Source organism: Roseinatronobacter sp. NSM (assembly GCF_052379845.1).
Classification (GTDB): Bacteria; Pseudomonadota; Alphaproteobacteria; order Rhodobacterales; family Rhodobacteraceae; genus Roseinatronobacter.
This window is the reverse complement of the sequence record NZ_JBQTCF010000002.1, coordinates 25,512-47,671: the sequence shown is the minus strand read 5'-3', so window position 1 is coordinate 47,671 and position 22,160 is coordinate 25,512. Positions and strand designations below refer to the sequence as shown.

Sequence of the window (22,160 nt, the reverse complement as noted above, 5' to 3'; positions counted from 1 at the left end):
CGCGGGCCTTATGTGACCGCGATGTTGGCACGGCATTGTAAGGAAGGACGCTGATGACCCTGTTTCCCTGTGACAGAACATTTCTGGACCGGCTGGCAGCAGACCTGCCGCAAGGCACATTGCGCAGCACCGAACTGCGCTTTCTTGAAGAACCGCGTGGGCGTTGGCAGGGGCAGGCGGGCGCGATTGCCTGTCCGCGCAATGTGCAGGAGGTCGCTGTCATTTTGCGCGCCGCCAATGACGCGGGGGTAGCAGTGGTGCCCTATGGCGGGGGCACGGGGCTTGTGGGGGGGCAGGTCGCTTCGGGTGGTGTTGTGCCGCTGGTTCTGTCGCTGGAGCGGATGAACAGCATCCGGTCCATTCACCCCAGCGAGAATGTGGTGATTGCCGAAGCGGGCGCGATATTGGCCGATGTGCAGAAGGCCGCGGAAGATATCGGGCGGGTGTTTCCGTTGTCGCTTGCCTCGGAGGGGTCTGCGCAGGTGGGGGGGCTGTTGGCCACGAATGCGGGCGGCGTGAATGTGCTGCGGTATGGCAATGCGCGCGATCTGGTGCTGGGGTTGGAAGTTGTGATGCCCGATGGCCGCATCTGGAACGGGCTGAAGCGTTTGCGCAAGGACAATACCGGGTATGACCTGCGCAATCTGATGATCGGATCTGAAGGGACGCTTGGTGTTATCACTGCGGCCAGTCTGCGCCTGTTTGCGCGCCCTGCACGTCAGGGCGCGGCCTTCATGGTGGTGCCTGACCCGGAAGCCGCCCTGTCGCTTCTGGCACTAGCCCAGGCACGACTGGCCGAAGGGATATCTGCGTTTGAATTGATTGGTGGCATGGGGCTGGATTTTCTGGCCCGGACCATGCCGCAGGTGCGCCAGCCCTTCGTAACGCCGCCGCAATGGATGGTGCTGATCGATCTTGGCCTGCCTGACGGGATTGACCCTGCAGCGGCGCTGGAAGACCTGTTTGCCGACGCGCTGGAGGCAGGTTTGGTCAGTGACGGGGTGATTGCCCAGAATATGGGGCAGCGCGCCGAATTCTGGAACTTGCGCGAATCCATTCCAGAAGCGAACCGCCATATCGGCGCGGTGTCCAGCCATGATATTTCGCTGCCTTTGTCCGCAGTGCCCGAATTCATTGACCGCGCTGGCCCTGCGCTGGCAGGTATTGACACATACAGGGTGAATTGTTTTGGCCATCTGGGCGATGGCAATCTGCATTACAATGTCTTTCCCGCAGACGGTCATACCCGTGCCGAGCACGAACACCAGCGCGACAGTATCAAGGCCTGTGTGCATGATCTGGTGCATGCGATGGGCGGGTCGGTCAGTGCGGAACACGGAATCGGGCGGCTGAAAACCGGAGATCTGGAAAAATACGGCGATCCCGTCAAACTGGCCGCGATGCGTGCCATAAAGCGTGCATTGGACCCAAAGGGAATCATGAACCCCGGTGCTGTGCTAGCCGATGCCGAAATGCAGCGCGAATAGAACCGCCGCACCGCCAAAAATGGTCAGAACCGCGCTTTTCGTCCAGAAGCTGATGGCAACCGTCGCAAGCGCGGCGATCATGCGCACCGGGTCCAATGTGCCGCCCGCTGCTTGCGGGAACAGGATCAGGGGCGTGATCATGCCCGGCATGATGGCGACGGCCGTGTGGCGCAAATGCCGCAACAGCCATTCCGGCAGATCCCGGTTGCCGATAATGCCCAGAAATGACAGGCGCAGCAAATAAGACCCAAGCCCCAGACCGACAATGACACTCCATATCTGTGTGGTCGTGAAACTCATGACGGGGCCCGTGTGCGCGCCATGCGGCGTTCCACTTCGGCCCCTGCCATCATGGCCAGCACTGCCGCGACCAGAAGCCCAAGGTTGAATGGCAGAAAGCTGAAAACCAGCACGCCCACAATCGATACCAGCGCAGCGATCACATGGGCCAACGAGCGTAACATCGGCACAATCAGCGCCAGAAAGGTGATAGGCACCACAAAATCGATGGGCAAACCAGCGGGCACTGCCGTGCCCAATGTAGCCCCTGCCCATGTTGCGATATACCATGCCGGGCAGATGGGCGTCGCAACGCCCATGTAATATGCAAATTTCTGTGCATGCGACATGTCCGGTTTCTGTTCGTATTTCAGGATCGAGGCGGCATAGGATTGATCGATCATGAAATATGCAACGACGCTGCGCCGCCACCAGCTGATTGGGCCCAAATGGGGCGCAAGCGATGCAGAATACATGGCCATGCGCAGATTGACCGCAAGCGATGCGGCAAGGACGATCAACACAGGCGCGTTTTCCAGCATCATCTGAAGCGCCACGAACTGTGCGGCACCTGCGATCACCAGAACTGAAAAGCCCATTGTCTGGGCGATGTTCAGGCCTGCTTCGGTGGCAACAATGCCAAACACCGCGCCAAAAGGGACAATCAGAAGGATGAAGGGCGTGCCGTCCCTGAAGCCGTGCCAGTAGTCGCGCGAAAAAGTCATGGCTGTGCCGCTGTCCTGTCAGTGTGTCGGCAATCTGGTCTGGCGACACGAACTGATTGCAAGATGAGTATTTGAGGCAAGATGAAACCGGAATTTAGTTCATCTGTTCAGAAGTGTTAAACTGCGGCAAAAGGTGTTGCAAGCCGCCCTAGCGCGAAAAGACCCCGCTGACGCGCCCCAGAAGCATGAATGCCCGTGCTGTGCGCGTATCGGCCATTGCGGCGATCTGGGCGTCGTCAGCCTGTTTTTCGAATTCGGCGAAGACCTTGTCGAATTCGCGCAGGAACAGATGTGCGGCTTGCTTGAAGTCGACATCATTGCGCATGCGCCCCGAAGTGAGGGCCAGGCAGGACCGGTCCCGAATGCCCCCCAGGGGCGCAATCAGTGCGCCGCGCGCGCCCGTGGCGAAAGCGCGCCAGAATTCAGGGCGTGCGCGATCAGGGCGCAGGTCGTCCATATAGATGCCGTCCTGTGCAAGGCGTGTCAGAACGTCCTGCGCGCACCGGATCAGCGCTGCGCAGCGCGTGTCGTTCAGGGCCTTGCGCAGGGCGTTGAACCCTTCGGTATCGTTTTCATCTTCGGGGAAATGCAGGGCGCGGATCAGGTCGGAGGGGGTGGGCGCGTCGGGCGCGGATGGGGATGTGTCCCCCAAGGCAAGGGCCGGTTGCGCGTCATCTGCAGTGAGCGCTGCCGCTGTGGTGGCCGCACGGTCGCGGGCGCGATGGGAAAAGAACAGCGTCAGGCGGGAGTCGGTTTGTTCCTGTGCGCTGGACAGCGCGTCAATACGGCTTTGTGCAACCGGTGACAGGGGCAGGGTGTCGCGCTTGTGTTCGGAAATAACGCGCTGCATTTCATCGCAAAGATGCTGCAAGTGCACTGTTTCGCGGCGCAGGTCTGCCGCGAGTGTTGCCAGATACATCGCGCCGGAAACAAGGGTAGCGGCGATGAAAAGCGCCGCCGCGATAAGGCCGAGGGTTGTATGGTCCATAGTGCCCAACCCCATCAGCACAGCAAACCCCAGCGCTGCCAGAAGCCAGATTGCGCCCAGTGCGACCAGCACGATGCCGCGCGATACCATCACCGTATGGCGCGGCGTTTCGGGGTTGTCAGGCGGGGCGGGCGCGCGAGCCATGGCGCTAGCGGAACTTTATTTCCAGGATTTCATAGCTTTTCGTGCCGCCCGGGGTGCGCACATCGACGCTGTCGCCTTCGTCCTTGCCGATCAGGGCGCGGGCAAGGGGCGATTTGATGTTGAGCAGGCCCTTTTCCAGATCGGCCTCTGCCTCTCCGACGATTTGGTAGCTGCGCTCTTCGTCTGTGTCTTCGTCCAGCAATTTGACGTGCGCGCCGAACTTGATGGACCCCGACAGTTTGGACGTGTCGATCACATCTGCGCGTGACAGAATCGCTTCCAGTTCCTTGATGCGTCCTTCAACGAAGCTTTGTTTTTCGCGGGCTGCGTGGTATTCTGCGTTCTCGGACAAATCGCCGTGTTCGCGTGCCTCTGCGATGGCCTTGATGATGGCTGGCCGGTCCTGCGACTTGAGTTGACGCAGTTCTGTGTCCAGCAGTTTTTGACCAGCGCGGGTGAGGGGCAGTTTTTCCATGTCACGTCACCATTATAATGTAAAAGACCGCCCGCGGCAAAGGCCGGGGCCGTCCAGAGAAGTCGCACCATCAGAACGCAGGCTTGGGCAGATTGCAAGCACAATGACATTGCGCTGTCTGCTTTCGGTTGCGCGAACAGGCCGTTTCCCGCGAATTCGACGCCGCGTTTGCATTGACCCCATGGCCGCACCTGCGATAGGTCAACTGCGACAGATTATGTCCCACATGCCAAGCCATGCGCAATAACAGGAGCCACCATGACCGGGATGATACGCGAAACCATGGAATATGATGTCGTGATCGTGGGGGCGGGGCCTGCGGGCTTGTCTGCCGCGATCCGGTTGAAGCAGCTTGATGCAGATCTGAATGTTGTTGTGCTGGAAAAAGGGTCCGAGGTGGGCGCGCATATCCTTTCGGGCGCAGTGCTGGACCCGTGCGGACTTGATGCGCTGATTCCGGATTGGAAGGACCGTGGTGCCCCGGTCACGGTGCCGGTGCGGCAGGACAATTTCTACATGCTGGGCGAGGCGGGGCAAATTCGCGTGCCCAACTGGCCCATGCCACCCTTGATGAACAACCATGGCAATTACATTGTGTCCATGGCCAATGTCTGCCGCTGGATGGCCGAACAGGCCGAGGAACTGGGCGTTGAGATTTTCCCCGGCATGGCCTGTTCGGAGCTGGTCTATGACGGCGCGCGCGTCAAGGGTGTGGTCGCGGGCGAATTTGGCAAGAACCCCGATGGGACCCCCGGCGACGGGTATGAACCGGGCATGGAGTTACACGGTAAATACGTCTTCCTGTCAGAAGGGGTGCGTGGGTCGCTGTCCAAGGAAGTGATGGCGAAATACGAATTGTCCAAGGGCCACGAACCGCAGAAATTCGGCCTTGGCATGAAGGAAATCTGGGAAATTGACCCAGAGAAGCACCGCGAAGGCACCGTCACCCACACCATGGGCTGGCCGCTGGGCGGCAATGCCGGCGGTGGCAGTTTCATTTACCATCTGGACAACAACCAGGTCTATGTGGGCTTTGTGGTCCATCTGAACTATGCCAACCCCTATTTGTCACCCTATCAGGAATTCCAGCGCTTCAAGCATCACCCCATGGTGGCGGAGTTGTTGAAGGGCGGCAAACGTGTGGCTTATGGCGCGCGTGCCATTTCGGAAGGGGGCTATCAGTCCATCCCGAAGGTGGTGTTTCCGGGCGGCGCGTTGCTGGGCTGTTCGGCGGGGTTGGTCAATGTGCCGCGCATCAAGGGCAACCATAACGCCATGCTGTCGGGCAAGGCCGCCGCAGAAGCCGCGGTTGACGCCATCGCGGCGGGCCGCGAAGGCGATGAGCTGACCGCCTATGAAACCGAGTTGCGCACAGGGCCTGTGGGGCGCGACCTGTGGAAAGTGCGCAATGTCAAACCCATGTGGTCACGCTGGGGCTTGTTGCCATCGTTGAAGCTGGGTGGGCTGGACATGTGGACCAACACGCTGGGCTTTTCGTTGTTTGGCACAATGGCACATGGCAAAACCGACGCCGCCGCCACTGGACTGGCCAAGGACCACAGCCCCATCGATTACCCCAAACCTGATGGCAAGATCAGTTTTGACCGCCTGACCAATGTGGCCTTCAGTTTCACCAACCATGAAGAAAGCCAGCCAGCGCACCTGACACTGAAGGATGCGTCGGTTCCCATCAGTGTCAACCTGCCCAAATATGCCGAACCTGCGCAGCGCTATTGCCCTGCCGGTGTCTATGAGGTGGTGCAGGAGGAAGGCAAGGACCCGCGCTTTGTCATCAACTTCCAGAATTGTGTGCATTGCAAGACATGTGACATCAAGGACCCCAGCCAGAATATCCATTGGGTCACGCCGCAGGGCGGGGATGGGCCGAATTATCCGAATATGTGACGGGTAAGTGTTTGACGATTCTGTGCATCGGGGGCTTTTTCCCGCATGGGTGATTGCCACGGGCGGGGCGGAACACTAGTCTTGGCACAACCGCAAAACAGACGGAGTGTGCGCCCCGTGTCCAGTTTCCGCCATCTGGCGACCACTATAAGAATTCTTGCCCTTCTGGCGGCCCCGCCTGTGATGGCGCAACCTGCAGCGTTTTCAAACCTTGATGTGCAAAATCTGCCGTATGGGTTGGCAGGGGCGTATATGTCGGGGCGCGTTGCGGTGTCGTCTGACAATTTCATGCAAATGGCGCTGAATTATGACCGTGCCTTGCAGTTGGACCCCGGCAATGATGTGTTTCGTGAACTGGCAATGCAGGGGTATTTGCTAAGCGGTTATTTCGAACGCGCCGCCACTTTGGCCGCACAGGCACATGCCCAAGGGGCAGGCAGCCAGATTGCCGCAATCATCCTTCAGGCGGATGAATTCCTGCGCGAAGCCTTTGATGCCAGTTTGGCCGCAACAGAACAGGGCCGACAGACTGGCCCCCTGACCGATGCATTGGGCACGGCATGGGCCTATCTTGGCAAAGGCAGCATGTCCGAAGCGCGCGCCGCGTTCGATGACATCATCAGCGACACGCCAGACCTGGCCCCGTTTGCTGTGTATCACAAGGCGCTGGCCCTTGCCTATGTCGGCGACATGGAAGCCGCAAGCGCCCTGCTAACCGGCGAGGTTGACGGACCAGTTAGTCTGACACGGCGGGGCATTGTAGCGCATATCACCATTCTGTCCCAGCTTGGCCGGTTTGATGAGGCGCTGGAACTGGCCGAAAGCATGTTCGGCGCAACCCCGGAAGGGGATGTGGCCCGTGTTGTTGCGTCCCTGTCCGACGGCCAGCCCGTGCCCTTTACTACAGTGCGGTCTGCGCGCGATGGCATGGCAGAAACGTATTTGCTGCTTGCGTCTGCGTTGCTGGGCGAACAGGGCGACTGGCTGCCGCTGGTGTATACGCGGCTGGCGCTGGCCCTGCGCCCGGACCACCCTGACGCCATATTGCTGGCGGGCGAGTTATTGGAACAGGTGGGGCAATATGACCTGGCGCAGCAGGTTTACGACCAGATGCCCGAAGATGACCCGCAATTCCTGAATGCGCAGCTTGGCAAGGCGAATGCCCTGTTCCGCGCAGGCGATACCGATGCTGCAATCGACTGGCTGGAAGGGCTGGTGGAGGGGGCGCCTGCCTCTGTCATGGCCTATAGCACCCTTGGCGATATGCTGCGCCGCCAAGAACGCTTCGAGGAGGCGGCTGCCGCATATACCCGCGCCATCGACCTGATCGACGAAGTTGAGGAACGCCATTGGGTGTTGCTGTATACGCGCGCAATCTCGCTGGAACGCATGGGGGATTGGGACAGTGCGGAAACGGAATTCCGCCGCGTGCTGGAATTTGTGCCGGATGAACCCCAAGTGCTGAACTATCTTGGCTATTCGCTGGTCGAACAGCAGCGTAACCTTGATGAAGCGCTGGATATGATAGAACGCGCCGTCGACGGGGAACCCGACAGCGGGTATATTGTCGACAGTCTGGGCTGGGCCTTGTTTCGGTTGGGCCGCTATGAAGATGCCGTGCCAGTGATGGAACGTGCCGTTGAACTGACCCCGAATGACGCCATCCTGAATGACCATCTTGGGGACGTATATTGGGCCGTGGGCCGCCACCGGGAGGCGCGCTTTCAATGGAGTCGCGCCATTTCCTTTGCACCGCACCCCGATCTTGATCTGGATCGCGTGCGCCGCAAGCTGGATGTCGGGCTGGACGTGGTCCTGACCGAGGAAGGCGCGCCCGCGCTGGGTGCCCGCGCGGAATGACCGCACAGGAACATGCGCCCGCCAAGGTGAATCTGTCCTTGCATGTGACTGGCAGGCGTAAGGACGGGTATCACCTGCTGGATTCGCTGGTGGTGTTCACCGATAGCGGTGACATGCTGGACACCGCCGCCCCTGCAGGGCTTGAAATATCTGGCCCCGAAGGGGTGGGGCTGTCCGCAGGGCCGGACAATCTGGTCACCCGCGCTGCGCATCTGATGGGCGCGCAAGACATTGGCCTGCATCTGCACAAGGTTCTTCCCGTCGCGTCCGGTATTGGCGGCGGGTCGGCAGATGCCGCGGCCGCGTTGCGACTGCTGGCACGGGTCACGGGCCGGCCCTTGCCGCCCATGGCGGATATCCTGGCGCTGGGCGCGGATGTGCCGGTTTGTCTGGCGGGAACCCCGTGTCGCATGCGCGGTGTTGGCGAAGGGCTGACGCCGCTGCCGCCCTTGCCCCCCTTCTGGCTGGTTCTGGTCAATCCGCGGGTGCATGTGTCCACCCCGCAGGTGTTCCGCGCCTTGGCCCGTGCCGATGGCCGTGCCATGACCGACACCTTGCCTGCATGGCCTGACACCGCGTCCCTGATCGCTTGGTTACGCGCGCAACGCAATGATCTGGAAGCGCCCGCGCGTGCCCTTGCCCCGGTCATTTCGCAGGTGCTGCGGGTGCTGGATGCGCAGCAAGATTGCGCGCTGGCGCGTATGTCAGGGTCGGGCGCCACCTGTTTTGGCATGTTTGCCACTGAAATGGCGGCACAGGCTGCCGCAACGCGCGTTCAATCCCTGCACCCAGAATGGTGGGTCACTGCAACAGGCATTCGCCCCGCAGCCCCTGTCAGTTGACGCGCGCCACAACGTAATCGGCCAGATCATTCAGCATTTGCCGCAAAGGGTGATCGGGCAGCGGTGCCAGGGCGTTCTTGGCACGTTGTGACCATGCCAGCGCCTGCGCGCGGGTGGCGTGCATCGCGCCATGTCTGGCCAGCAGGTCAAGCGCATGATCCAGATCACCGTCCTTCTGATCGCGCTTGCCGATGGTGCGCGCCCAGAAAGCGCGTTCTGCATCATCAGCAGCCGCAATGGCGCGAATGACTGGCAGCGTGACCTTGCCTTCGCGGAAATCATCCCCGATGTTTTTTCCAATGCCTGCCCCTGCGCCGCCATAATCCAGATAATCATCGACAATCTGGAAGCAGATGCCAAGCGCATCGCCATAGGTGACCAATGCCTGAACCTGCGCATCAGGGGCCGCAGCAATAACGGCGCCGGCCTCGGTCGCGGCAGAAAACAGCGCGGCGGTTTTACCACGGATCACGCGCAGATACTGATCTTCGGTCGTGTCGATATTCTGCGCGGTGGTCAGTTGCAGCACTTCGCCTTCGGCAATGGTGGCCGACGCATTCGCCAGAATGTCCAGAACCCGCATTGACCCGCATTCAACCATCAACTGGAAGGCGCGCGCAAACAGGTAATCCCCCACCAGAACAGATGATTTGTTGTCCCATAACAGGTTTGCTGTGGCCCGCCCGCGGCGTTGCGCACTTTCATCCACCACATCATCGTGCAGCAAGGTGGCCGTGTGGATGAATTCAACCGTGGCGGCCAGATGGTGGTGATACGGCCCCTGATACCCGCACAGATGACTTGCCGCCAGAACCAGCATGGGGCGAATGCGTTTGCCGCCTGCTTCGATCAGATGGGCGGTCACTTCGGGAATGCGCGGCGCATGTTCCGATGCCATGCGTTCGCGGATAATCCGGTTCACTTCAAGCAGATCATCGCGTAGATACTCCGCCAGAAGATCATGTGGTGCCCGGCTGAGGTGCTGCGTATCCATTGATATTGCTGTGTCCTGTCTCGACAAGTTTGCCTTTTGGCAAATAGGGTGGTTGCATGAAAGAGCTGTTGCGCACGACTGACCCGACGATCATTCCCTTTGCCACCGCCCTGCTTCAGGGCGAAGGTATAGAGGTGTTCGATATCGACGTCCATATGCACACATTAGAATCCACACTGGGCATGATGCCGCGACGGTTGATGGTGCGGCGCGAGGATCACTTCATGGCTGTCTCCGTGTTGCGCGAAAACGGTGTGCCGCTGCATGACTGAACATTTCACGGATGACACCCTGACGCAGGATGCGTTCCTGAACGGGCGTGTCATGGTGCGCCAGCCGCGCAATGGCTATCGCGCCGCGACCGACCCTGTGTTTCTTGCGGCCAGTATTCCGGCCCGCGCGGGGCAATCGGTTCTGGAACTGGGCTGCGGGGCGGGTGTGGCGTCGCTGTGTCTGGGCGCGCGTGTGCAGGGGCTGCAGTTGACAGGCGTTGAAGTGCAGGCCCCCTATGCCGCGCTGGCACGCCGCAATGCGTTGGAAAATAGCGTTGATATGACAGTTTGGGACGCGGATTTGACGGCCTTGCCCCCGCAATTACGCGACCAGCGGTTTGACCATGTCATTGCGAACCCGCCCTATTACGCCGCACATGGCCCGTCTGCGCGCGATGCTGGCCGCGACCGCGCCCTGCGCGAGGAAACGCCGCTGGCGGCATGGGTGGACGTGGCCCTGCGCAGGGTTCGTGATGGTGGCCATGTCAGTTTCATCCACCTGACCGAACGCCTGCCAGAACTGCTATCGGGGATCATGACGCGCGCTTCGGTCATTGTGCTGCCATTGGCCGCGCGGGCAAAACGGCCTGCGCGCCGCGTTATTGTGCAGGCCCGCAAGGGCGGGCGCGCGCCGTTTGTATTGCTGCCGCCGCTGGTCATTCATCAGGGGGACACCCATCCCGGTGATGGCGAGCATTTCACGGATGCCGTGCGCGCCCTGATGCGCGACGCCCACGCTTTGGATATGGCCGCAATGGCGCGGGGCTGGAACATGTCGCGTTCACGGGACATTCGCTAACTGCTTGCCCCGGCGGCCGCCGCATTGCATAGAAAAGCTTATGACACGCCAGCTTGATTACAACACCATAAACGAGATATTCCGCCGCTTTCACGCCGCCGACCCCGAACCGAAGGGGGAATTGGAACATGTCAATGTCTACACCCTTGTTGTAGCGGTGGCACTTTCGGCACAGGCCACGGATGTGGGCGTCAACAAGGCCACACGCGCCCTGTTCCAGATTGCCGATACGCCTGAAAAGATGCTGGCCCTTGGCGAGGAAGGGCTGATCGCGCATATCAAGACCATCGGCCTGTTTCGCAACAAGGCCAAGAATGTCATCAAACTTAGCCGCATTCTGGTCGATGAGTATGGCGGCGAAGTGCCCTCCAGCCGCGCGGCGCTGCAATCGCTGCCCGGTGTGGGGCGCAAGACCGCAAATGTCGTTCTGAACATGTGGTGGCGCATGCCCGCGCAGGCGGTGGATACGCATATCTTCCGCGTGGGCAACCGCACCGGCATTTGCCCGGGGCGCGATGTGACCGCCGTTGAACGCGCGATTGAAGATCACATTCCCGCCCCCTATCAGCTTCATGCCCATCACTGGCTAATTCTGCACGGGCGCTACATCTGTAAGGCCCGCAAACCTGCGTGTGCCACCTGCCTGATCCGCGATTTGTGCCAATTTGAGGAAAAGACCCTATGAAAACCTACCAGATTGCCGGTATTGGCAATGCGATTGTTGACGTGATTTCCACAGTGGATGACAGGTATCTGGACCGGATGGATATTCACAAGGGCATCATGCAGCTTGTGGACCGCGACCGCGCGGAAGCCTTGTTTGAAACCATGAAGGACCGCGCGCAGGCGTCTGGCGGGTCCGTTGCCAATACATTGGCGGGGGCGGGCAAACTGGGGCTGAAATCCGCGTTTCTGGGGCGGGTGAACGCTGATGAACTGGGCCAGTTCTACGCACAGGACGCCGCCGCGATGGGCACGCGCTTTGTCAATGCGCCGGTGGCGGGCGGCGAATTGCCGACATCGCGCTGCATGATTTTTGTAACGCCAGATGGCGAGCGGTCTATGAACACCTATTTGGGTATTTCGTCCGAATTCGGCCCCGAGGATGTGGATGAAACGGTTATTGCTGACAGTGATATCGTGTTTCTGGAAGGGTATCTGTTCGACAAGGACAAAGGCAAGGACGCGTTTCTGAAAGCGGCACGCGCCTGTCGCGCAGCAGGTGGCAAGGCCGGTATCGCGCTGTCGGACCCGTTTTGCGTGGACCGCCACCGCGAAGATTTTCGCGCCCTTGTGGCTGGCGAGATGGATTTCGTTCTGGGCAATGAACAGGAATGGGTGTCGCTGTATCAGGCCAATGATCTGGATGATGCGCTGGCGCAAGCAGGACGCGACTGCCCGCTATTGGTGTGCACGCGGTCTGGTGACCCGGTGGTGATTATCCAAAATGGCACACGGGTTGAAATTCCGGTTGCAACGGTCACCCCGGTTGACGCGACCGGCGCGGGCGACCAGTTCGCAGCGGGGTTCCTGTATGGTCTGGCCACGGGGCGCGATATGGAAACGGCTGGGCGCATGGGCTGCATTGCCGCCGCCGAGGTTATCGGCCATATCGGCGCGCGCCCGAAAACCGATTTGCGCGCCGCCTTCAGGCGCGCGGGGTTGGTGGCGTAACGCATTTTCAGAAAAAGCTGATAGGTTCTTTCGGTTCGAAAATGCGCAAAACAACACGTTAACGGGCCTGCGACTGGCGCAATTGGCCGATGTCCAGTTGCGCCAGCATGGTGGCCAGTGCCGTGACGGCATGCCCCATGGCCTGCGCGGACACAAATTCGTCGGGGTGGTGACTGACCCCGCCGCGACAGGCCGTGAAAATCATGCCCACCGCGCACAGGTCGGCCATAGCCGATGTGTCATGCGTGGCCCCTGATGCCAGCACCAGCCCGTCACGCCCATGGTGTTGCACCGCCTTGCGCAACATGCCGGTCATGGCCGGCGCGCAAGGTGTGGCAGCTTGCGCATAGCTGCGGCGCATGTCCAGGTCCAGTCCGCGCCCAGCGGCGATCTGCTGTGCCGCGCGTTCGATCCGGGTGCGCGCAGTTGCGCGGGTGTCGTCCTGCGGCGCGCGAATTTCCACACTCAGCGCCACAGCCCCCGGCACCGCGTTTACAACATTGGGGTGCGTTTGAACATGGCCCACTGTGGCCAGCACGCCATCTGACTGGCGCGCGACCGCTTCAACAGCAAGGACCAGTTCGGCGGCACCGGCCAGTGCGTCACGCCGCAGGGCCATTGGCACCGTGCCCGCATGTGCCGCCCGGCCCGTCAGTGTGACGCTGTGCCGTTCAATCCCGCAAATGCCCGAGACAATGCCCAGCGATTGCCCTGCCTGTTCCAGAACCGGCCCCTGTTCCAGATGGCATTCGATCCAGCCCAGACAGTGCGACGGGTCACGTTTCAGGCCCGGCAGCGCATCAGGGTTCAGGCCGAAATCCTGCATCGCGCGACGCAGGCTGATTCCGCGCTGGTCGCACAGGTCCAGCGCGGCCATGTCGAAGGTGCCCGCCAGCGCGCGCGGCCCCATCAGGGCCGTGGGGAAGCGCACACCTTCTTCATCTGCAAACGCCAGCACTTCGATGGCAAAGGGCAGGGCAACGCCATTTCGGCGCAGTTTCATCAGCGCCAGCACCGGCAGCACAACACCCATGATGCCGTCATAGGCCCCACCTTCGCGCACCGAGTCCTGATGTGACCCCATCAGCAGGGTCGGCGCGCCATCCGGTCCTTCCAAGCGGCCAATCAGGGTGCCCGCTGCATCCAGATGCACCGACAGCCCTGCGCCTTCCATCATTTTGCGCAATATATCCAGCGCGGCGCGGTGTTGGGCCGTAAAGGGCAACCGCGTGACACCGGGGCCGGGTTCCGAACAGGCGGCCAGCCGGTCCAGCCAGTCTTGGGCTAGGGTGCCCCAATCCGTGTCAGTCATGGCCGCGCTCCGGGTTGTTGCGGGTGGGCACGAAGGGCAGCCATTGCGCATAGGCCCCGCTTTGGCTGCGGCGGTGCAGGTCATACAAGGCCGTTACGGGATCGTCGGCCCAGTCAATGCGCAGGTTCAGCGGGGGCGCATCGTCCGACAGCACCAGAAGCGCCGCAGATTGAAGGCCGCGCGTGTCCCCCCCCGCAGTTTCAGCGGCGCGCAGTGCGGCCAGCAGGCGGTCTGCGAATGTGCCCGTGGTGTCGGTAAAGGCGCGGCGCAAGGCGTCCAGAACCTGCGGGCCCGCCAGCAGGTTGCCCGACACCACAAGCCCGGTTTCCCCCATGGCGCCACACCATGCGGTATTCCGCGCGCCCGTGTGCCAGCCAGTGCCGCCGTCACGGTCCAGCGCGGCCAGTTGCCGCCACTGCCGCCCGCCATCGCGGCCAGTCACCTCTGCAACCGCCGATGAGGCTGACGTTCCTGCGCGCATCAGCTCCAGCACATCTTCGCCCCACATGGTGGACGGGGCCGCGCCCTGGGATGCGGACATTCCGGCGCGTGTGTCCCCGCGCAAGACCCAGCCACCGACGCAAAGCGCGCCTGTCGCCGCTGCGCCCCCCATCGCGCCAGTGCTTAAATCCTGCGCTAGAATCGAGAATGTCATGGCCATGTTCCTTTCGTTGCGCCTATTTATCATGAAAATTTTGACGAAATCAAATTATCATGATAAATGGCAGGAATAATCATCACAACAGGGAGTGCCGGATATGGCAAATTCATCCTTCACCCGTCGCGGATTCGGCGTGTTGATAGCGGCCCTTATGGCGTCATCCGCGCTGGTGGCACCAGCCGCCGCGCAAACACCCCCCGGCGTTCTGGTCGTGGGCCAGATTGCCGAACCGCAAGCGCTGGACCCGCATGCGGTGACGGCTGTCAATGATTTTCGCATTCTGATGAATGTCTATGACGGGTTGGTGCGCTATGCGTCCGGCACGCTGGAAGTGGAACCTGCCCTGGCCGAAGCCTGGGAAATTTCCGAGGATGGCACTGTCTATACCTTCACCCTGCGCGAGGGTGTCACCTTCCACGATGGCAGTGCATTCGATGCCGATGCCGTGGTCTGGAACTTTGAGCGCATGCTGAATGAAGATCACCCCTATCATGGCACCGGCCCCTTCCCGCTGTCGTTCTTCTTCAGTGCGGTAGAAACCGTTGAGGCGCTGGACGCCAGCACAGTGCGCTTCACCCTGAACGAACCCTATGCGCCGTTTCTGTCGAACCTGGCCTATCCGACCGGGCTGATTGTGTCGCCCGCTGCCGTGATGGACCATGGCGACGATTTCGGGCGCAACCCGTCGGGCACAGGCCCGTTCCGCTTTGCCGAATGGCGATCAAACGAACGTGTGGTCGTCACCCGTAATGACGCCTATTGGGACGGGGTCGCAGCCCCCGAAGCGGTGATTTTCCGGCCCATTACCGATGCCAATACCCGCGTGGCCGAAATGCTGTCCGGCGGGATCGATATGATGGTTGAAGTGCCGCCTGTGGCGCTGTCGCAATTTCAGGGCGATGCCTATGATCTGGTGGAACAGGCTGGCCCGCATGTGTGGTTCCTGATTCTGAACGCCAAAGAGGGGCCATTTGCCGATAAGCGCGTGCGTCAGGCGGCGAATTACGCCATCAACAAGGCAGCGCTGGTCAATGACGTGTTGGAAGGCACCGCCGAGATTGCCGCAGGGCCAACCCCGCCCGCCTTTGCATGGGCGTATAATGACGCGCTGGAACCCTACCCCTATGACCCCGAACGCGCGCGCGCATTGCTGGCCGAGGCCGGGGCAGACGGGGCAAGTGTCACATTCTATGTGACCGAAGGCGGGTCAGGCATGCTGGACCCCATCCCCATGGGCACCGCCATTCAGGCTGATCTGGCGGCTGTGGGGTTCGATGTGACGATTGAAACCTATGAATGGAACACATTCCTGGGCCGCGTGAACCCCGGTCTGGAAGGCAAGGCCGACATGGCACAGATGGCCTGGATGACAAATGACCCCGACACGCTGCCATTCCTGGCCCTGCGCACGGATGCCTGGCCGGAAGCGGGCGGGTTCAATTCGGGGTATTATTCCAACCCCGAAGTCGATGCCCTGCTGGAAGCGGCCCGCGTAGAAACCGATGTCGATGAACGCGCGCGCCTGTATCGTGAGATGCAGGTCATTGTTCAGGAGGACGCACCCTGGGTTTTCGTGGCAAACTGGAAGCAGAACGCGGTAACATCATCTGCGGTGGAGAATTTCCAGCTGGAGCCTTCGTTCTTCCTGTTGCTGAAAGATGTGGTCAAGAACTGAGGTGGAGAAGGCAGGGGGGCGCTCGCGCCCCCCTCTTGGGCCATGTGGCCCAATTCACCCCCCTGAGGATATTTGAACCAGAATGAAAGAGGGAAGGGACCAGCGCCATGGGGGGATATATCCTGACGCGGCTGTTATCAGCGATTCCGGTGTTGTTGGGCATTACCGTCATCGTCTTTCTGATCATGGCGATGATACCGGGCGACCCAGCGACAGCGATTCTTGGGTCATATGCGACGCCCGAAAATGTGGAGCGGCTGAACCGGCATCTGGGATTGGACGAGCCATTATGGCGGCAGTATTTCATCTGGCTGGGGAACTTGTTGCAGGGCGATTTCGGGCGATCCTTTGCGCTGAACCGTCCAGTTCTGGATGAAATTCTGGACCGGTTTTCCGCCACGCTGATTCTGGCGGGCACGGCGTTTGTGCTGTGTTCGGCTTTGGGCATTCTGGCAGGGGTGGTGTCGGCGGCGCGGCAATATGGGCTGGCGGACAAGGCAATTACCTTTGTGGTGATCCTTGGTATTTCGGTGCCATCGTTTTTCCTGGGGATGATGATGATTTTGCTGTTTGCGGTGCAATTGCGCTGGTTGCCCGTGTCGGGGATGTATTCGATCTGGGGCGGGGGGGATGTGCCTGACCTGATCCGGCATTTGACCATGCCTGCGCTGGCGTTGTCGGTCGTGGCCACAGGTGTGATTGCGCGGCTGTCGCGCGCTGCGATGCTGGAAGTGCTGCGGCAGGATTTCATTCGCACCGCGCGTGCCAAGGGCGTGCATGAGCGCCGCGTGATCTGGGGCCATGCCCTGCGCGCCGCGATGGTGAGTATTATTCCGGTGCTGGGCATTCAGGCGGGGTTTGTGCTGTCGGGGGCAGTGTATATCGAAATGGTGTTTCAATGGCCCGGCGTGGGGCGGATGCTGGTTGATGCGATTTTGAAGCGTGACATTTTGCTGGTGCAGGGGGGCGTCGTTTTCGTCGCGGCCTGTTATGTGGGGTTCAACATTGTGGTGGATGTGGCACAAAGCCTTCTGGACCCGAGGATCCGGACATGAGGGTGTTCCTGCGGCTGCTGTTTCGCAACAAACTGGCGGGGTTTGGGGCGGTTGTGCTGGGCGTTATTGTCGTGCTTGCGGTTCTGACGCCTGTTTTGCCGCTGCCTGCGCCCAATGAAACCAACACGGCCAACCGGTTCTTGCGTCCCTTGTCTGAGGGGCATTTGCTGGGCACCGATCATCTGGGCCGCGATTTGCTGTCGCGGCTGATGTGGGGCACGCGGCTGTCGCTGGCTGTGGGGTTTGCCGCTGCATTGGTGGCCGGGCTGGTGGGGGCCGCGATTGGGGTGATGGCGGGTTATTTTGGCGGGCGCACGGATAATGTGACGATGCGCGGTGTCGATATGCTGATGGCGTTTCCCTATATCCTGCTGGCGCTGGCGATTGTCGCCGTGCTGGGGCCGGGGTTGCTGAACGCGCTGATTGCGGTTGCGGTGGTCAATATCCCGTTTTTCGCGCGCAATATCCGGGGTGTGAGCGTGGGCATTGCGCACCGGGAATTCATTGATGCCGCGCGGCTGGCGGGGATGGGTCATGCCCGCATTATTCTGACCGAGGTGGTTCCCAATATTGTGCCGGTGGTGGTGATTGCCATGTCCACGACCATTGGCTGGATGATCCTTGAGACGGCGGGCCTGTCGTTTTTGGGGCTTGGCAGCCAGCCGCCGCAGGCGGATTTGGGGTCCATGCTGGGCGAGGGGCGTTCGGCGCTGATTACCGCGCCGCATACATCCATTGTGCCGGGGGCGATGATCTTGTTGATTGTCATGTCAGTCAACCTGTTGGGCGACGGTATTCGGGATGCGCTGGACCCGCGTCTGCGGTCTGGTGCATTGGCGCGGCCCATGGCCACAACGCGGGTAGACCGGCGTGAAACCGCATTGCCAAAGGGCGAGGGACTGTTGCGCATTGATGATCTGGAAACGCAATTTCATGTTGGCCCGCGCATCTACAAAGCGGTGAACAGGGTTTCGCTGGACCTGCAGCCGGGCGAATGTCTGGGGCTTATTGGTGAGAGTGGTTCGGGAAAATCGGTCACGGCGCTGTCGGTTATGGGGCTTGTGGCATCTCCGCCCGGTGTGATCACGGGGGGCGCGGTGCGGCTGGAAGGGCAAGACCTGATCGGGGCACCCTATGAGGTGTTGCGGTCGTTGCGCGGGCGCAAGGTGGCGTATATTTTCCAGGACCCGCTTTCGACTTTGCATCCGTTATACTGCATTGGCGAGCAGTTGATCGAGGCCATCCGCGTGCATGAACCTGTCAGCTATGCACAAGCGCATGAACGCGCGGTCAAATTGCTGGAAGATGTGCGCATTCCAAACGCTGCGGCGCGGGTGCGGGCCTATCCGCATGAGCTGTCGGGCGGGATGCGCCAGCGTGTTGGTATTGCCATGGCGCTGGCCAATGACCCTGACATCATCATCGCGGATGAACCCACCACTGCGCTGGATGTCACGGTGCAGGCGCAAATTCTGGCGCTGCTGTCGGATTTGCGACGCGACCGGGGGCTGGCAATCCTGTTTATCACCCATGATTTTGGTGTGGTTGGCCAGTTATGCGACCGTGTGGCCGTCATGTATGGTGGGCGCATTGTCGAGACTGGACCAACGGCGGCTGTGCTGGCCGCGCCTGCCCACCCCTATACCCGCCGGTTGATTGCCTGCGTGCCCGAACTGGGCGGCGGGCGGCGGGTGCTGGCGGCTATTCCCGGCCTGCCGCCTGCGGTGGATGACCTGCCCGCAGGATGTGCCTTTGCACCGCGCTGCGAGAAGGCGCAAGACGCCTGCCGCATGGGCGAGATTGACTTGACAGGGGGCGTGCGGCAGGTGCGCTGCCTGTTCCCGGAGGGGGCAGTATGACGCTTGCGCTGAAAACCACGAACCTTGCCAAGACATTTGACATTGGCAAGCGCCTGATTGGCCCGCCCCGCGCGCAGGTCCATGCGGTGCATCCCGTATCGCTGCAGGTGCGTCAGGGCGAAACGCTGGGCATTGTGGGCGAATCCGGGTGCGGGAAATCAACGCTGGCGCGTATGCTGGTCGGGTTAACCCCTGCAACATCGGGCAGCATAGAGATTGAGGGCCGCGCGCTGGACCGGGCCGATCCGGCTGCCTTTGGCCGGTTGATCCAGTATGTGTTTCAAGACCCCGTTTCCAGCCTGAACCCGCGCAAGACCATCGCGCAGATCATGGAAGCGCCCTTGCGCCAATTGCACGCAATGAAGGGGCGCGCGCTGGATGCGCGGATTGCGGAATTATTTGATGCGGTGAACCTGCGCCCCGAATTCCTGACGCGCTATCCGCATGAATTTTCCGGCGGGCAGGCGCAGCGTATCGGGATTGCGCGCGCCCTTGCCGCAAGCCCGCGTATTCTTATTCTGGATGAACCTGTGTCGGCGCTGGATGTGTCGGTGCAGGCGCAGGTTCTGAACCTGTTGGCGGACCTGAAGGCCGAATTCAACCTGACCTATCTGTTCATAAGCCACGATCTGGCGGTGGTCGAAGCCGTCAGCGACCGGATTGCTGTTCTCTATTTCGGGTCGGTGGTTGAAACTGGCCCCGCCGAAAAGGTCTTTGCAGCGCCGCGCCATCCCTATACCAAGCTTCTTGCGGACTCGGCGCCTGTGGTGGGCCGTCCGTTGGGGGGCGCGCAGTCGGGCGAATTGCCCGACCCGCTGAACCCGCCTGCGGGCTGCGCCTTTGCGGGGCGGTGTTCGCGCGCGTCCGATATGTGCCACCGCAACACGCCCCAATTGCGGGCCGTGCAAGGAGATCAGTTTGCCGCCTGCCATCACCCCATCGCGCACTGAACGATTGTCACGGCCACAACAGGTTGCAGACGCGATCAAGCAATGGGTCATGGAAAACGGCTGGCAACCCGGTGACCGCCTGCCGTCGGAGTCGGAAATGATAGACCGTTTCGGCATGGCCAAGGGCACAATCCGCGAAGCCGTGCGCATATTGGAAGCGCAGGGGCTGGTCAAATCGCGCACGGGGCCGGGGGGGGGCGTTTTCGTGCATCAGGTGTCGGAAGAACGGGCAACTGCCCTGCTGGGGAACTATTTTTACTTTGCACAGCTTTCGATTGATGACATTTACCAGATACGAGAGGCGCTGGAACCCGAACTTGCGGCCTCGCTTGCCGGTAAACTGGACGAACACCAGCTTGCCGCGCTGGAAGCGGTCATGCAATCCTATGCTGACCCCGCGCGCGATGCCGAAGAAGAACGCGAGCAACACATAGCATCCTTGCGGTTTCATGCGCTTCTGGCCGAAATGTCGGATAATCGGCTGTTGCGTTTCCTGATCAAGTTCACCGCAAACATGCTGGCTGATGTGACTGTGTCGCGCAGGCTGTATGCGCAGCCCAACCGCGAACTTTGGGCGTCAGGTATCGCGTATCAGTCACGCCTTATTGCCGCGTTGCGCTGTGGCGATGCCGATGCCGCACGCCAGATATTGCGCGAACACATGCGCGGGGCACACAGGTTGATGTGCCTGCAAGAAGCCGAATTGACCCAACGGTTTCTGCCCGAAATGGACATACTTTAGCTTCGGCATCAGCGCTTAATAGGTGATCAGGTTCATCAGATAGAACAGCCCTGCTGACAGCACTGCAGCGGAAGGCACTGTCACAATCCATGCGGCCAGAATGGTCAGGAAATGCGCGCGGCGCACAACTTTCTTGCGTTTGCGCACTTCTGGCGGGGTCGTGACGTCCACGCGGCGTTCGTTCAGCACGCGTTCATGATACCATTCCCGAAAGAACCCCACCCCGAATATCGCGCCAATCGCAATATGTGTGGAACTGACCGGCAGGCCCAGCCATGATGCGAAGATGACTGTGATGGCAGCAGACAGGGACACGCAATAGGCCCGCATCGCGTTCAGGCGGGTAATTTCATTCCCGACAAGGTTGATAAGCTTTGGTCCGAACAGCAACAGTCCCACAGACAGGCCAATCCCCCCAATCAGCATGACCCAAAGCGGAATGCCCACATTGTCCGATGCGCCCCCATCCTGCACAGCGTGCACAATTGCGGCGACAGGCCCGATTGCATTCGCCACATCATTTGCCCCATGCGCAAATGACAACAGCGCGGCAGAAAAAATCAGGGGAATATTGAACAGAACCTTCAGTGACTTCTTGCGGTTTTCCATACCTTCGCTTTGGCGGCGTATCACAGGGCGCATGGCGAATGTCAGCGCGGTGCCAAAGACAAGCCCAATGGCCAAGGCGGTTCCGAAGTCAATCTTGACGATCTTGTTTACGCCTTTCAGCGCCAGATAGGTGGTGAAACACCCGCCCATGATGCCAATCAATATAGGCACCCAATAGCGCGCCGCCTGAATCATGTCAGGGCGATAGATGATGCGCGATTTGATGATGGCCAGAAAAACCGCTGCGAATACCCCGCCAAGAACGGGCGAGATGACCCAGCTGGCCGCGATGCGCGCCATGGTGGGCCAGTTTACAGCCGCAAAGCCCGCTGCTGCGATCCCTGCCCCCATGACGCCGCCAACGATGGAATGTGTGGTCGAAACTGGCGCACCGATCCATGTTGCAAGGTTGATCCACAGTGCGCCCGCAAGAAGTGCGGCCATCATGGCCCAGATGAACACTTGCGTTTCAGCAACGGATTCGGGCGCGATAATCCCGCGCGATACAGTGTTGACCACATCGCCCCCCGCAATCAGCGCGCCTGCGGTTTCGCAGATTGCGGCAACGATCAGCGCGGTTCCGATGGTCAGCGCGCGCGCGCCGACGGATGGCCCCATATTGTTGGCCACGTCATTGGCGCCGATATTGATTGCCATATAGGCCCCGATGATGGCGGCTGCGATGACGATCAGGCCCAGCGGTTCAAACCCGATGAAGGCCGCCACGGCAAGCCCGGTCACCACCATGAAGGCCAGCGCAAGGCCCGGTGCCACCAGCGGGCGCGCGGAATAGGCCATCGCGCGTTCCATCGCCGAAAGCCGCGCCAGATCCTTGTTGAGCGTCTTCCAGGAT

21 protein-coding genes are annotated in these 22,160 nt (G+C 60.8%); 13 read left to right on the top strand and 8 right to left on the bottom strand.

Features of this window, described 5'->3' with window-relative positions:
- The first annotated feature begins 53 nt into the window (after positions 1 to 53).
- Positions 54 to 1,487 (top strand): FAD-binding oxidoreductase, encoded by a 1,434-nt coding sequence (locus ACTZWY_RS01455; protein ID WP_444788896.1) that lies wholly within the window; start codon positions 54 to 56, stop codon positions 1,485 to 1,487.
- On the opposite strand, the gene ACTZWY_RS01450 is transcribed toward ACTZWY_RS01455, so the two are convergent.
- The 4 genes from ACTZWY_RS01450 to greA all read right to left on the bottom strand — a co-directional run bounded on the left by ACTZWY_RS01450 (position 1,458) and on the right by greA (position 4,098).
- The gene (locus ACTZWY_RS01450) at positions 1,458 to 1,787 is read right to left on the bottom strand and encodes an AzlD domain-containing protein (RefSeq protein WP_444788895.1); all 330 of its coding nucleotides are present in this window, start codon (positions 1,785 to 1,787) and stop codon (positions 1,458 to 1,460) included. The genes ACTZWY_RS01455 and ACTZWY_RS01450 overlap by 30 nt on opposite strands.
- Positions 1,784 to 2,491, bottom strand: coding sequence for an AzlC family ABC transporter permease (locus ACTZWY_RS01445; protein WP_444788894.1), 708 nt, complete (start codon positions 2,489 to 2,491; stop codon positions 1,784 to 1,786). Before ACTZWY_RS01445 ends, ACTZWY_RS01450 begins: the two co-directional genes overlap by 4 nt.
- 148 nt (positions 2,492 to 2,639) lie before the next feature.
- Positions 2,640 to 3,623: a hypothetical protein gene (locus tag ACTZWY_RS01440; protein ID WP_444788893.1), complete on the bottom strand. Its 984-nt coding sequence runs from the start codon at positions 3,621 to 3,623 to the stop codon at positions 2,640 to 2,642.
- 4 nt (positions 3,624 to 3,627) lie between these two features.
- Positions 3,628 to 4,098 (bottom strand): transcription elongation factor GreA, encoded by a 471-nt coding sequence (gene greA, locus ACTZWY_RS01435; RefSeq protein WP_444788892.1) that lies wholly within the window; start codon positions 4,096 to 4,098, stop codon positions 3,628 to 3,630.
- A gap of 258 nt (positions 4,099 to 4,356) precedes the next feature.
- On the opposite strand from greA, the gene ACTZWY_RS01430 reads away from it, so the two are divergent.
- The 3 genes from ACTZWY_RS01430 to ACTZWY_RS01420 all read left to right on the top strand — a co-directional run bounded on the left by ACTZWY_RS01430 (position 4,357) and on the right by ACTZWY_RS01420 (position 8,705).
- Positions 4,357 to 6,003 (top strand): electron transfer flavoprotein-ubiquinone oxidoreductase, encoded by a 1,647-nt coding sequence (locus tag ACTZWY_RS01430; RefSeq protein WP_444788891.1) that lies wholly within the window; start codon positions 4,357 to 4,359, stop codon positions 6,001 to 6,003.
- Positions 6,004 to 6,120: 117 nt separating this feature from the next.
- On the top strand, positions 6,121 to 7,863 hold the full coding sequence (locus ACTZWY_RS01425) for a tetratricopeptide repeat protein (RefSeq protein ID WP_444788890.1): 1,743 nt from the start codon (positions 6,121 to 6,123) through the stop codon (positions 7,861 to 7,863).
- Entirely contained in the window at positions 7,860 to 8,705 is an 846-nt protein-coding gene (locus ACTZWY_RS01420; RefSeq protein WP_444788889.1) for a 4-(cytidine 5'-diphospho)-2-C-methyl-D-erythritol kinase, read from the top strand. Before ACTZWY_RS01425 ends, ACTZWY_RS01420 begins: the two co-directional genes overlap by 4 nt.
- Here the strand turns inward: ACTZWY_RS01420 and ACTZWY_RS01415 are convergent.
- Positions 8,698 to 9,699 carry a polyprenyl synthetase family protein gene (locus tag ACTZWY_RS01415; RefSeq protein WP_444788888.1) on the bottom strand — a complete coding sequence of 334 codons (1,002 nt, stop codon included), beginning with the start codon at positions 9,697 to 9,699 and terminating at the stop codon, positions 8,698 to 8,700. The two genes, ACTZWY_RS01420 and ACTZWY_RS01415, sit on opposite strands and share 8 nt — an antisense overlap.
- Positions 9,700 to 9,755: 56 nt before the next feature.
- On the opposite strand from ACTZWY_RS01415, the gene ACTZWY_RS01410 reads away from it, so the two are divergent.
- From ACTZWY_RS01410 to ACTZWY_RS01395, 4 genes are read left to right on the top strand one after another with little or no spacing between them, the layout of a single operon-like run.
- Entirely contained in the window at positions 9,756 to 9,971 is a 216-nt protein-coding gene (locus tag ACTZWY_RS01410; RefSeq protein ID WP_444788887.1) for a putative signal transducing protein, read from the top strand.
- Positions 9,964 to 10,770 (top strand): tRNA1(Val) (adenine(37)-N6)-methyltransferase, encoded by an 807-nt coding sequence (locus ACTZWY_RS01405; protein ID WP_444788886.1) that lies wholly within the window; start codon positions 9,964 to 9,966, stop codon positions 10,768 to 10,770. The genes ACTZWY_RS01410 and ACTZWY_RS01405 overlap by 8 nt, the downstream gene beginning before the upstream one ends.
- Before the next feature lie 40 nt (positions 10,771 to 10,810).
- Positions 10,811 to 11,455 (top strand): endonuclease III, encoded by a 645-nt coding sequence (gene nth, locus ACTZWY_RS01400; protein WP_444788885.1) that lies wholly within the window; start codon positions 10,811 to 10,813, stop codon positions 11,453 to 11,455.
- Positions 11,452 to 12,444 (top strand): adenosine kinase, encoded by a 993-nt coding sequence (locus ACTZWY_RS01395; RefSeq protein ID WP_444788884.1) that lies wholly within the window; start codon positions 11,452 to 11,454, stop codon positions 12,442 to 12,444. Before nth ends, ACTZWY_RS01395 begins: the two co-directional genes overlap by 4 nt.
- A 58-nt stretch (positions 12,445 to 12,502) precedes the next feature.
- Here ACTZWY_RS01395 and ACTZWY_RS01390 read toward each other — a convergent pair whose 3' ends face one another.
- Positions 12,503 to 13,756 (bottom strand): M20 family metallo-hydrolase, encoded by a 1,254-nt coding sequence (locus ACTZWY_RS01390; protein WP_444788883.1) that lies wholly within the window; start codon positions 13,754 to 13,756, stop codon positions 12,503 to 12,505.
- Positions 13,749 to 14,411: a DUF1028 domain-containing protein gene (locus ACTZWY_RS01385; protein WP_444788882.1), complete on the bottom strand. Its 663-nt coding sequence runs from the start codon at positions 14,409 to 14,411 to the stop codon at positions 13,749 to 13,751. Before ACTZWY_RS01385 ends, ACTZWY_RS01390 begins: the two co-directional genes overlap by 8 nt.
- Positions 14,412 to 14,514: 103 nt before the next feature.
- On the opposite strand from ACTZWY_RS01385, the gene ACTZWY_RS01380 reads away from it, so the two are divergent.
- From ACTZWY_RS01380 to ACTZWY_RS01360, 5 genes are all read left to right on the top strand, one after another.
- Positions 14,515 to 16,092: an ABC transporter substrate-binding protein gene (locus ACTZWY_RS01380; protein WP_444788881.1), complete on the top strand. Its 1,578-nt coding sequence runs from the start codon at positions 14,515 to 14,517 to the stop codon at positions 16,090 to 16,092.
- Between the two features lie 107 nt (positions 16,093 to 16,199).
- Complete coding sequence (locus tag ACTZWY_RS01375) at positions 16,200 to 17,147, top strand: ABC transporter permease (RefSeq protein WP_444788880.1); 948 nt, start codon at positions 16,200 to 16,202, stop codon at positions 17,145 to 17,147.
- Positions 17,144 to 19,006: a dipeptide/oligopeptide/nickel ABC transporter permease/ATP-binding protein gene (locus ACTZWY_RS01370; protein ID WP_444788879.1), complete on the top strand. Its 1,863-nt coding sequence runs from the start codon at positions 17,144 to 17,146 to the stop codon at positions 19,004 to 19,006. The genes ACTZWY_RS01375 and ACTZWY_RS01370 overlap by 4 nt, the downstream gene beginning before the upstream one ends.
- The gene (locus ACTZWY_RS01365) at positions 19,003 to 19,956 is read left to right on the top strand and encodes an ABC transporter ATP-binding protein (RefSeq protein ID WP_444788878.1); all 954 of its coding nucleotides are present in this window, start codon (positions 19,003 to 19,005) and stop codon (positions 19,954 to 19,956) included. Before ACTZWY_RS01370 ends, ACTZWY_RS01365 begins: the two co-directional genes overlap by 4 nt.
- Entirely contained in the window at positions 19,925 to 20,698 is a 774-nt protein-coding gene (locus ACTZWY_RS01360; RefSeq protein WP_444788877.1) for a FadR/GntR family transcriptional regulator, read from the top strand. The genes ACTZWY_RS01365 and ACTZWY_RS01360 overlap by 32 nt, the downstream gene beginning before the upstream one ends.
- Positions 20,699 to 20,713: 15 nt before the next feature.
- Here ACTZWY_RS01360 and ACTZWY_RS01355 read toward each other — a convergent pair whose 3' ends face one another.
- Entirely contained in the window at positions 20,714 to 22,117 is a 1,404-nt protein-coding gene (locus ACTZWY_RS01355; protein ID WP_444789037.1) for an inorganic phosphate transporter, read from the bottom strand.
- Between the last annotated feature and the right edge of the window lie 43 nt (positions 22,118 to 22,160).

What these genes read in the sequence shown, in the direction of transcription:
- ACTZWY_RS01455 (WP_444788896.1), top strand. Translation starts at nt 54, where the DNA reads ATGACCCTGTTTCCCTGTGACAGAACATTTCTGGACCGGCTGGCAGCA.
- ACTZWY_RS01450 (WP_444788895.1), bottom strand. Translation starts at nt 1,787, where the DNA reads ATGAGTTTCACGACCACACAGATATGGAGTGTCATTGTCGGTCTGGGG.
- ACTZWY_RS01445 (WP_444788894.1), bottom strand. Translation starts at nt 2,491, where the DNA reads ATGACTTTTTCGCGCGACTACTGGCACGGCTTCAGGGACGGCACGCCC.
- ACTZWY_RS01440 (WP_444788893.1), bottom strand. Translation starts at nt 3,623, where the DNA reads ATGGCTCGCGCGCCCGCCCCGCCTGACAACCCCGAAACGCCGCGCCAT.
- greA (WP_444788892.1), bottom strand. Translation starts at nt 4,098, where the DNA reads ATGGAAAAACTGCCCCTCACCCGCGCTGGTCAAAAACTGCTGGACACA.
- ACTZWY_RS01430 (WP_444788891.1), top strand. Translation starts at nt 4,357, where the DNA reads ATGACCGGGATGATACGCGAAACCATGGAATATGATGTCGTGATCGTG.
- ACTZWY_RS01420 (WP_444788889.1), top strand. Translation starts at nt 7,860, where the DNA reads ATGACCGCACAGGAACATGCGCCCGCCAAGGTGAATCTGTCCTTGCAT.
- ACTZWY_RS01415 (WP_444788888.1), bottom strand. Translation starts at nt 9,699, where the DNA reads ATGGATACGCAGCACCTCAGCCGGGCACCACATGATCTTCTGGCGGAG.
- ACTZWY_RS01410 (WP_444788887.1), top strand. Translation starts at nt 9,756, where the DNA reads ATGAAAGAGCTGTTGCGCACGACTGACCCGACGATCATTCCCTTTGCC.
- ACTZWY_RS01405 (WP_444788886.1), top strand. Translation starts at nt 9,964, where the DNA reads ATGACTGAACATTTCACGGATGACACCCTGACGCAGGATGCGTTCCTG.
- nth (WP_444788885.1), top strand. Translation starts at nt 10,811, where the DNA reads ATGACACGCCAGCTTGATTACAACACCATAAACGAGATATTCCGCCGC.
- ACTZWY_RS01395 (WP_444788884.1), top strand. Translation starts at nt 11,452, where the DNA reads ATGAAAACCTACCAGATTGCCGGTATTGGCAATGCGATTGTTGACGTG.
- ACTZWY_RS01390 (WP_444788883.1), bottom strand. Translation starts at nt 13,756, where the DNA reads ATGACTGACACGGATTGGGGCACCCTAGCCCAAGACTGGCTGGACCGG.
- ACTZWY_RS01385 (WP_444788882.1), bottom strand. Translation starts at nt 14,411, where the DNA reads ATGACATTCTCGATTCTAGCGCAGGATTTAAGCACTGGCGCGATGGGG.
- ACTZWY_RS01380 (WP_444788881.1), top strand. Translation starts at nt 14,515, where the DNA reads ATGGCAAATTCATCCTTCACCCGTCGCGGATTCGGCGTGTTGATAGCG.
- ACTZWY_RS01375 (WP_444788880.1), top strand. Translation starts at nt 16,200, where the DNA reads ATGGGGGGATATATCCTGACGCGGCTGTTATCAGCGATTCCGGTGTTG.
- ACTZWY_RS01370 (WP_444788879.1), top strand. Translation starts at nt 17,144, where the DNA reads ATGAGGGTGTTCCTGCGGCTGCTGTTTCGCAACAAACTGGCGGGGTTT.
- ACTZWY_RS01365 (WP_444788878.1), top strand. Translation starts at nt 19,003, where the DNA reads ATGACGCTTGCGCTGAAAACCACGAACCTTGCCAAGACATTTGACATT.
- ACTZWY_RS01355 (WP_444789037.1), bottom strand. Translation starts at nt 22,117, where the DNA reads ATGGAACGCGCGATGGCCTATTCCGCGCGCCCGCTGGTGGCACCGGGC.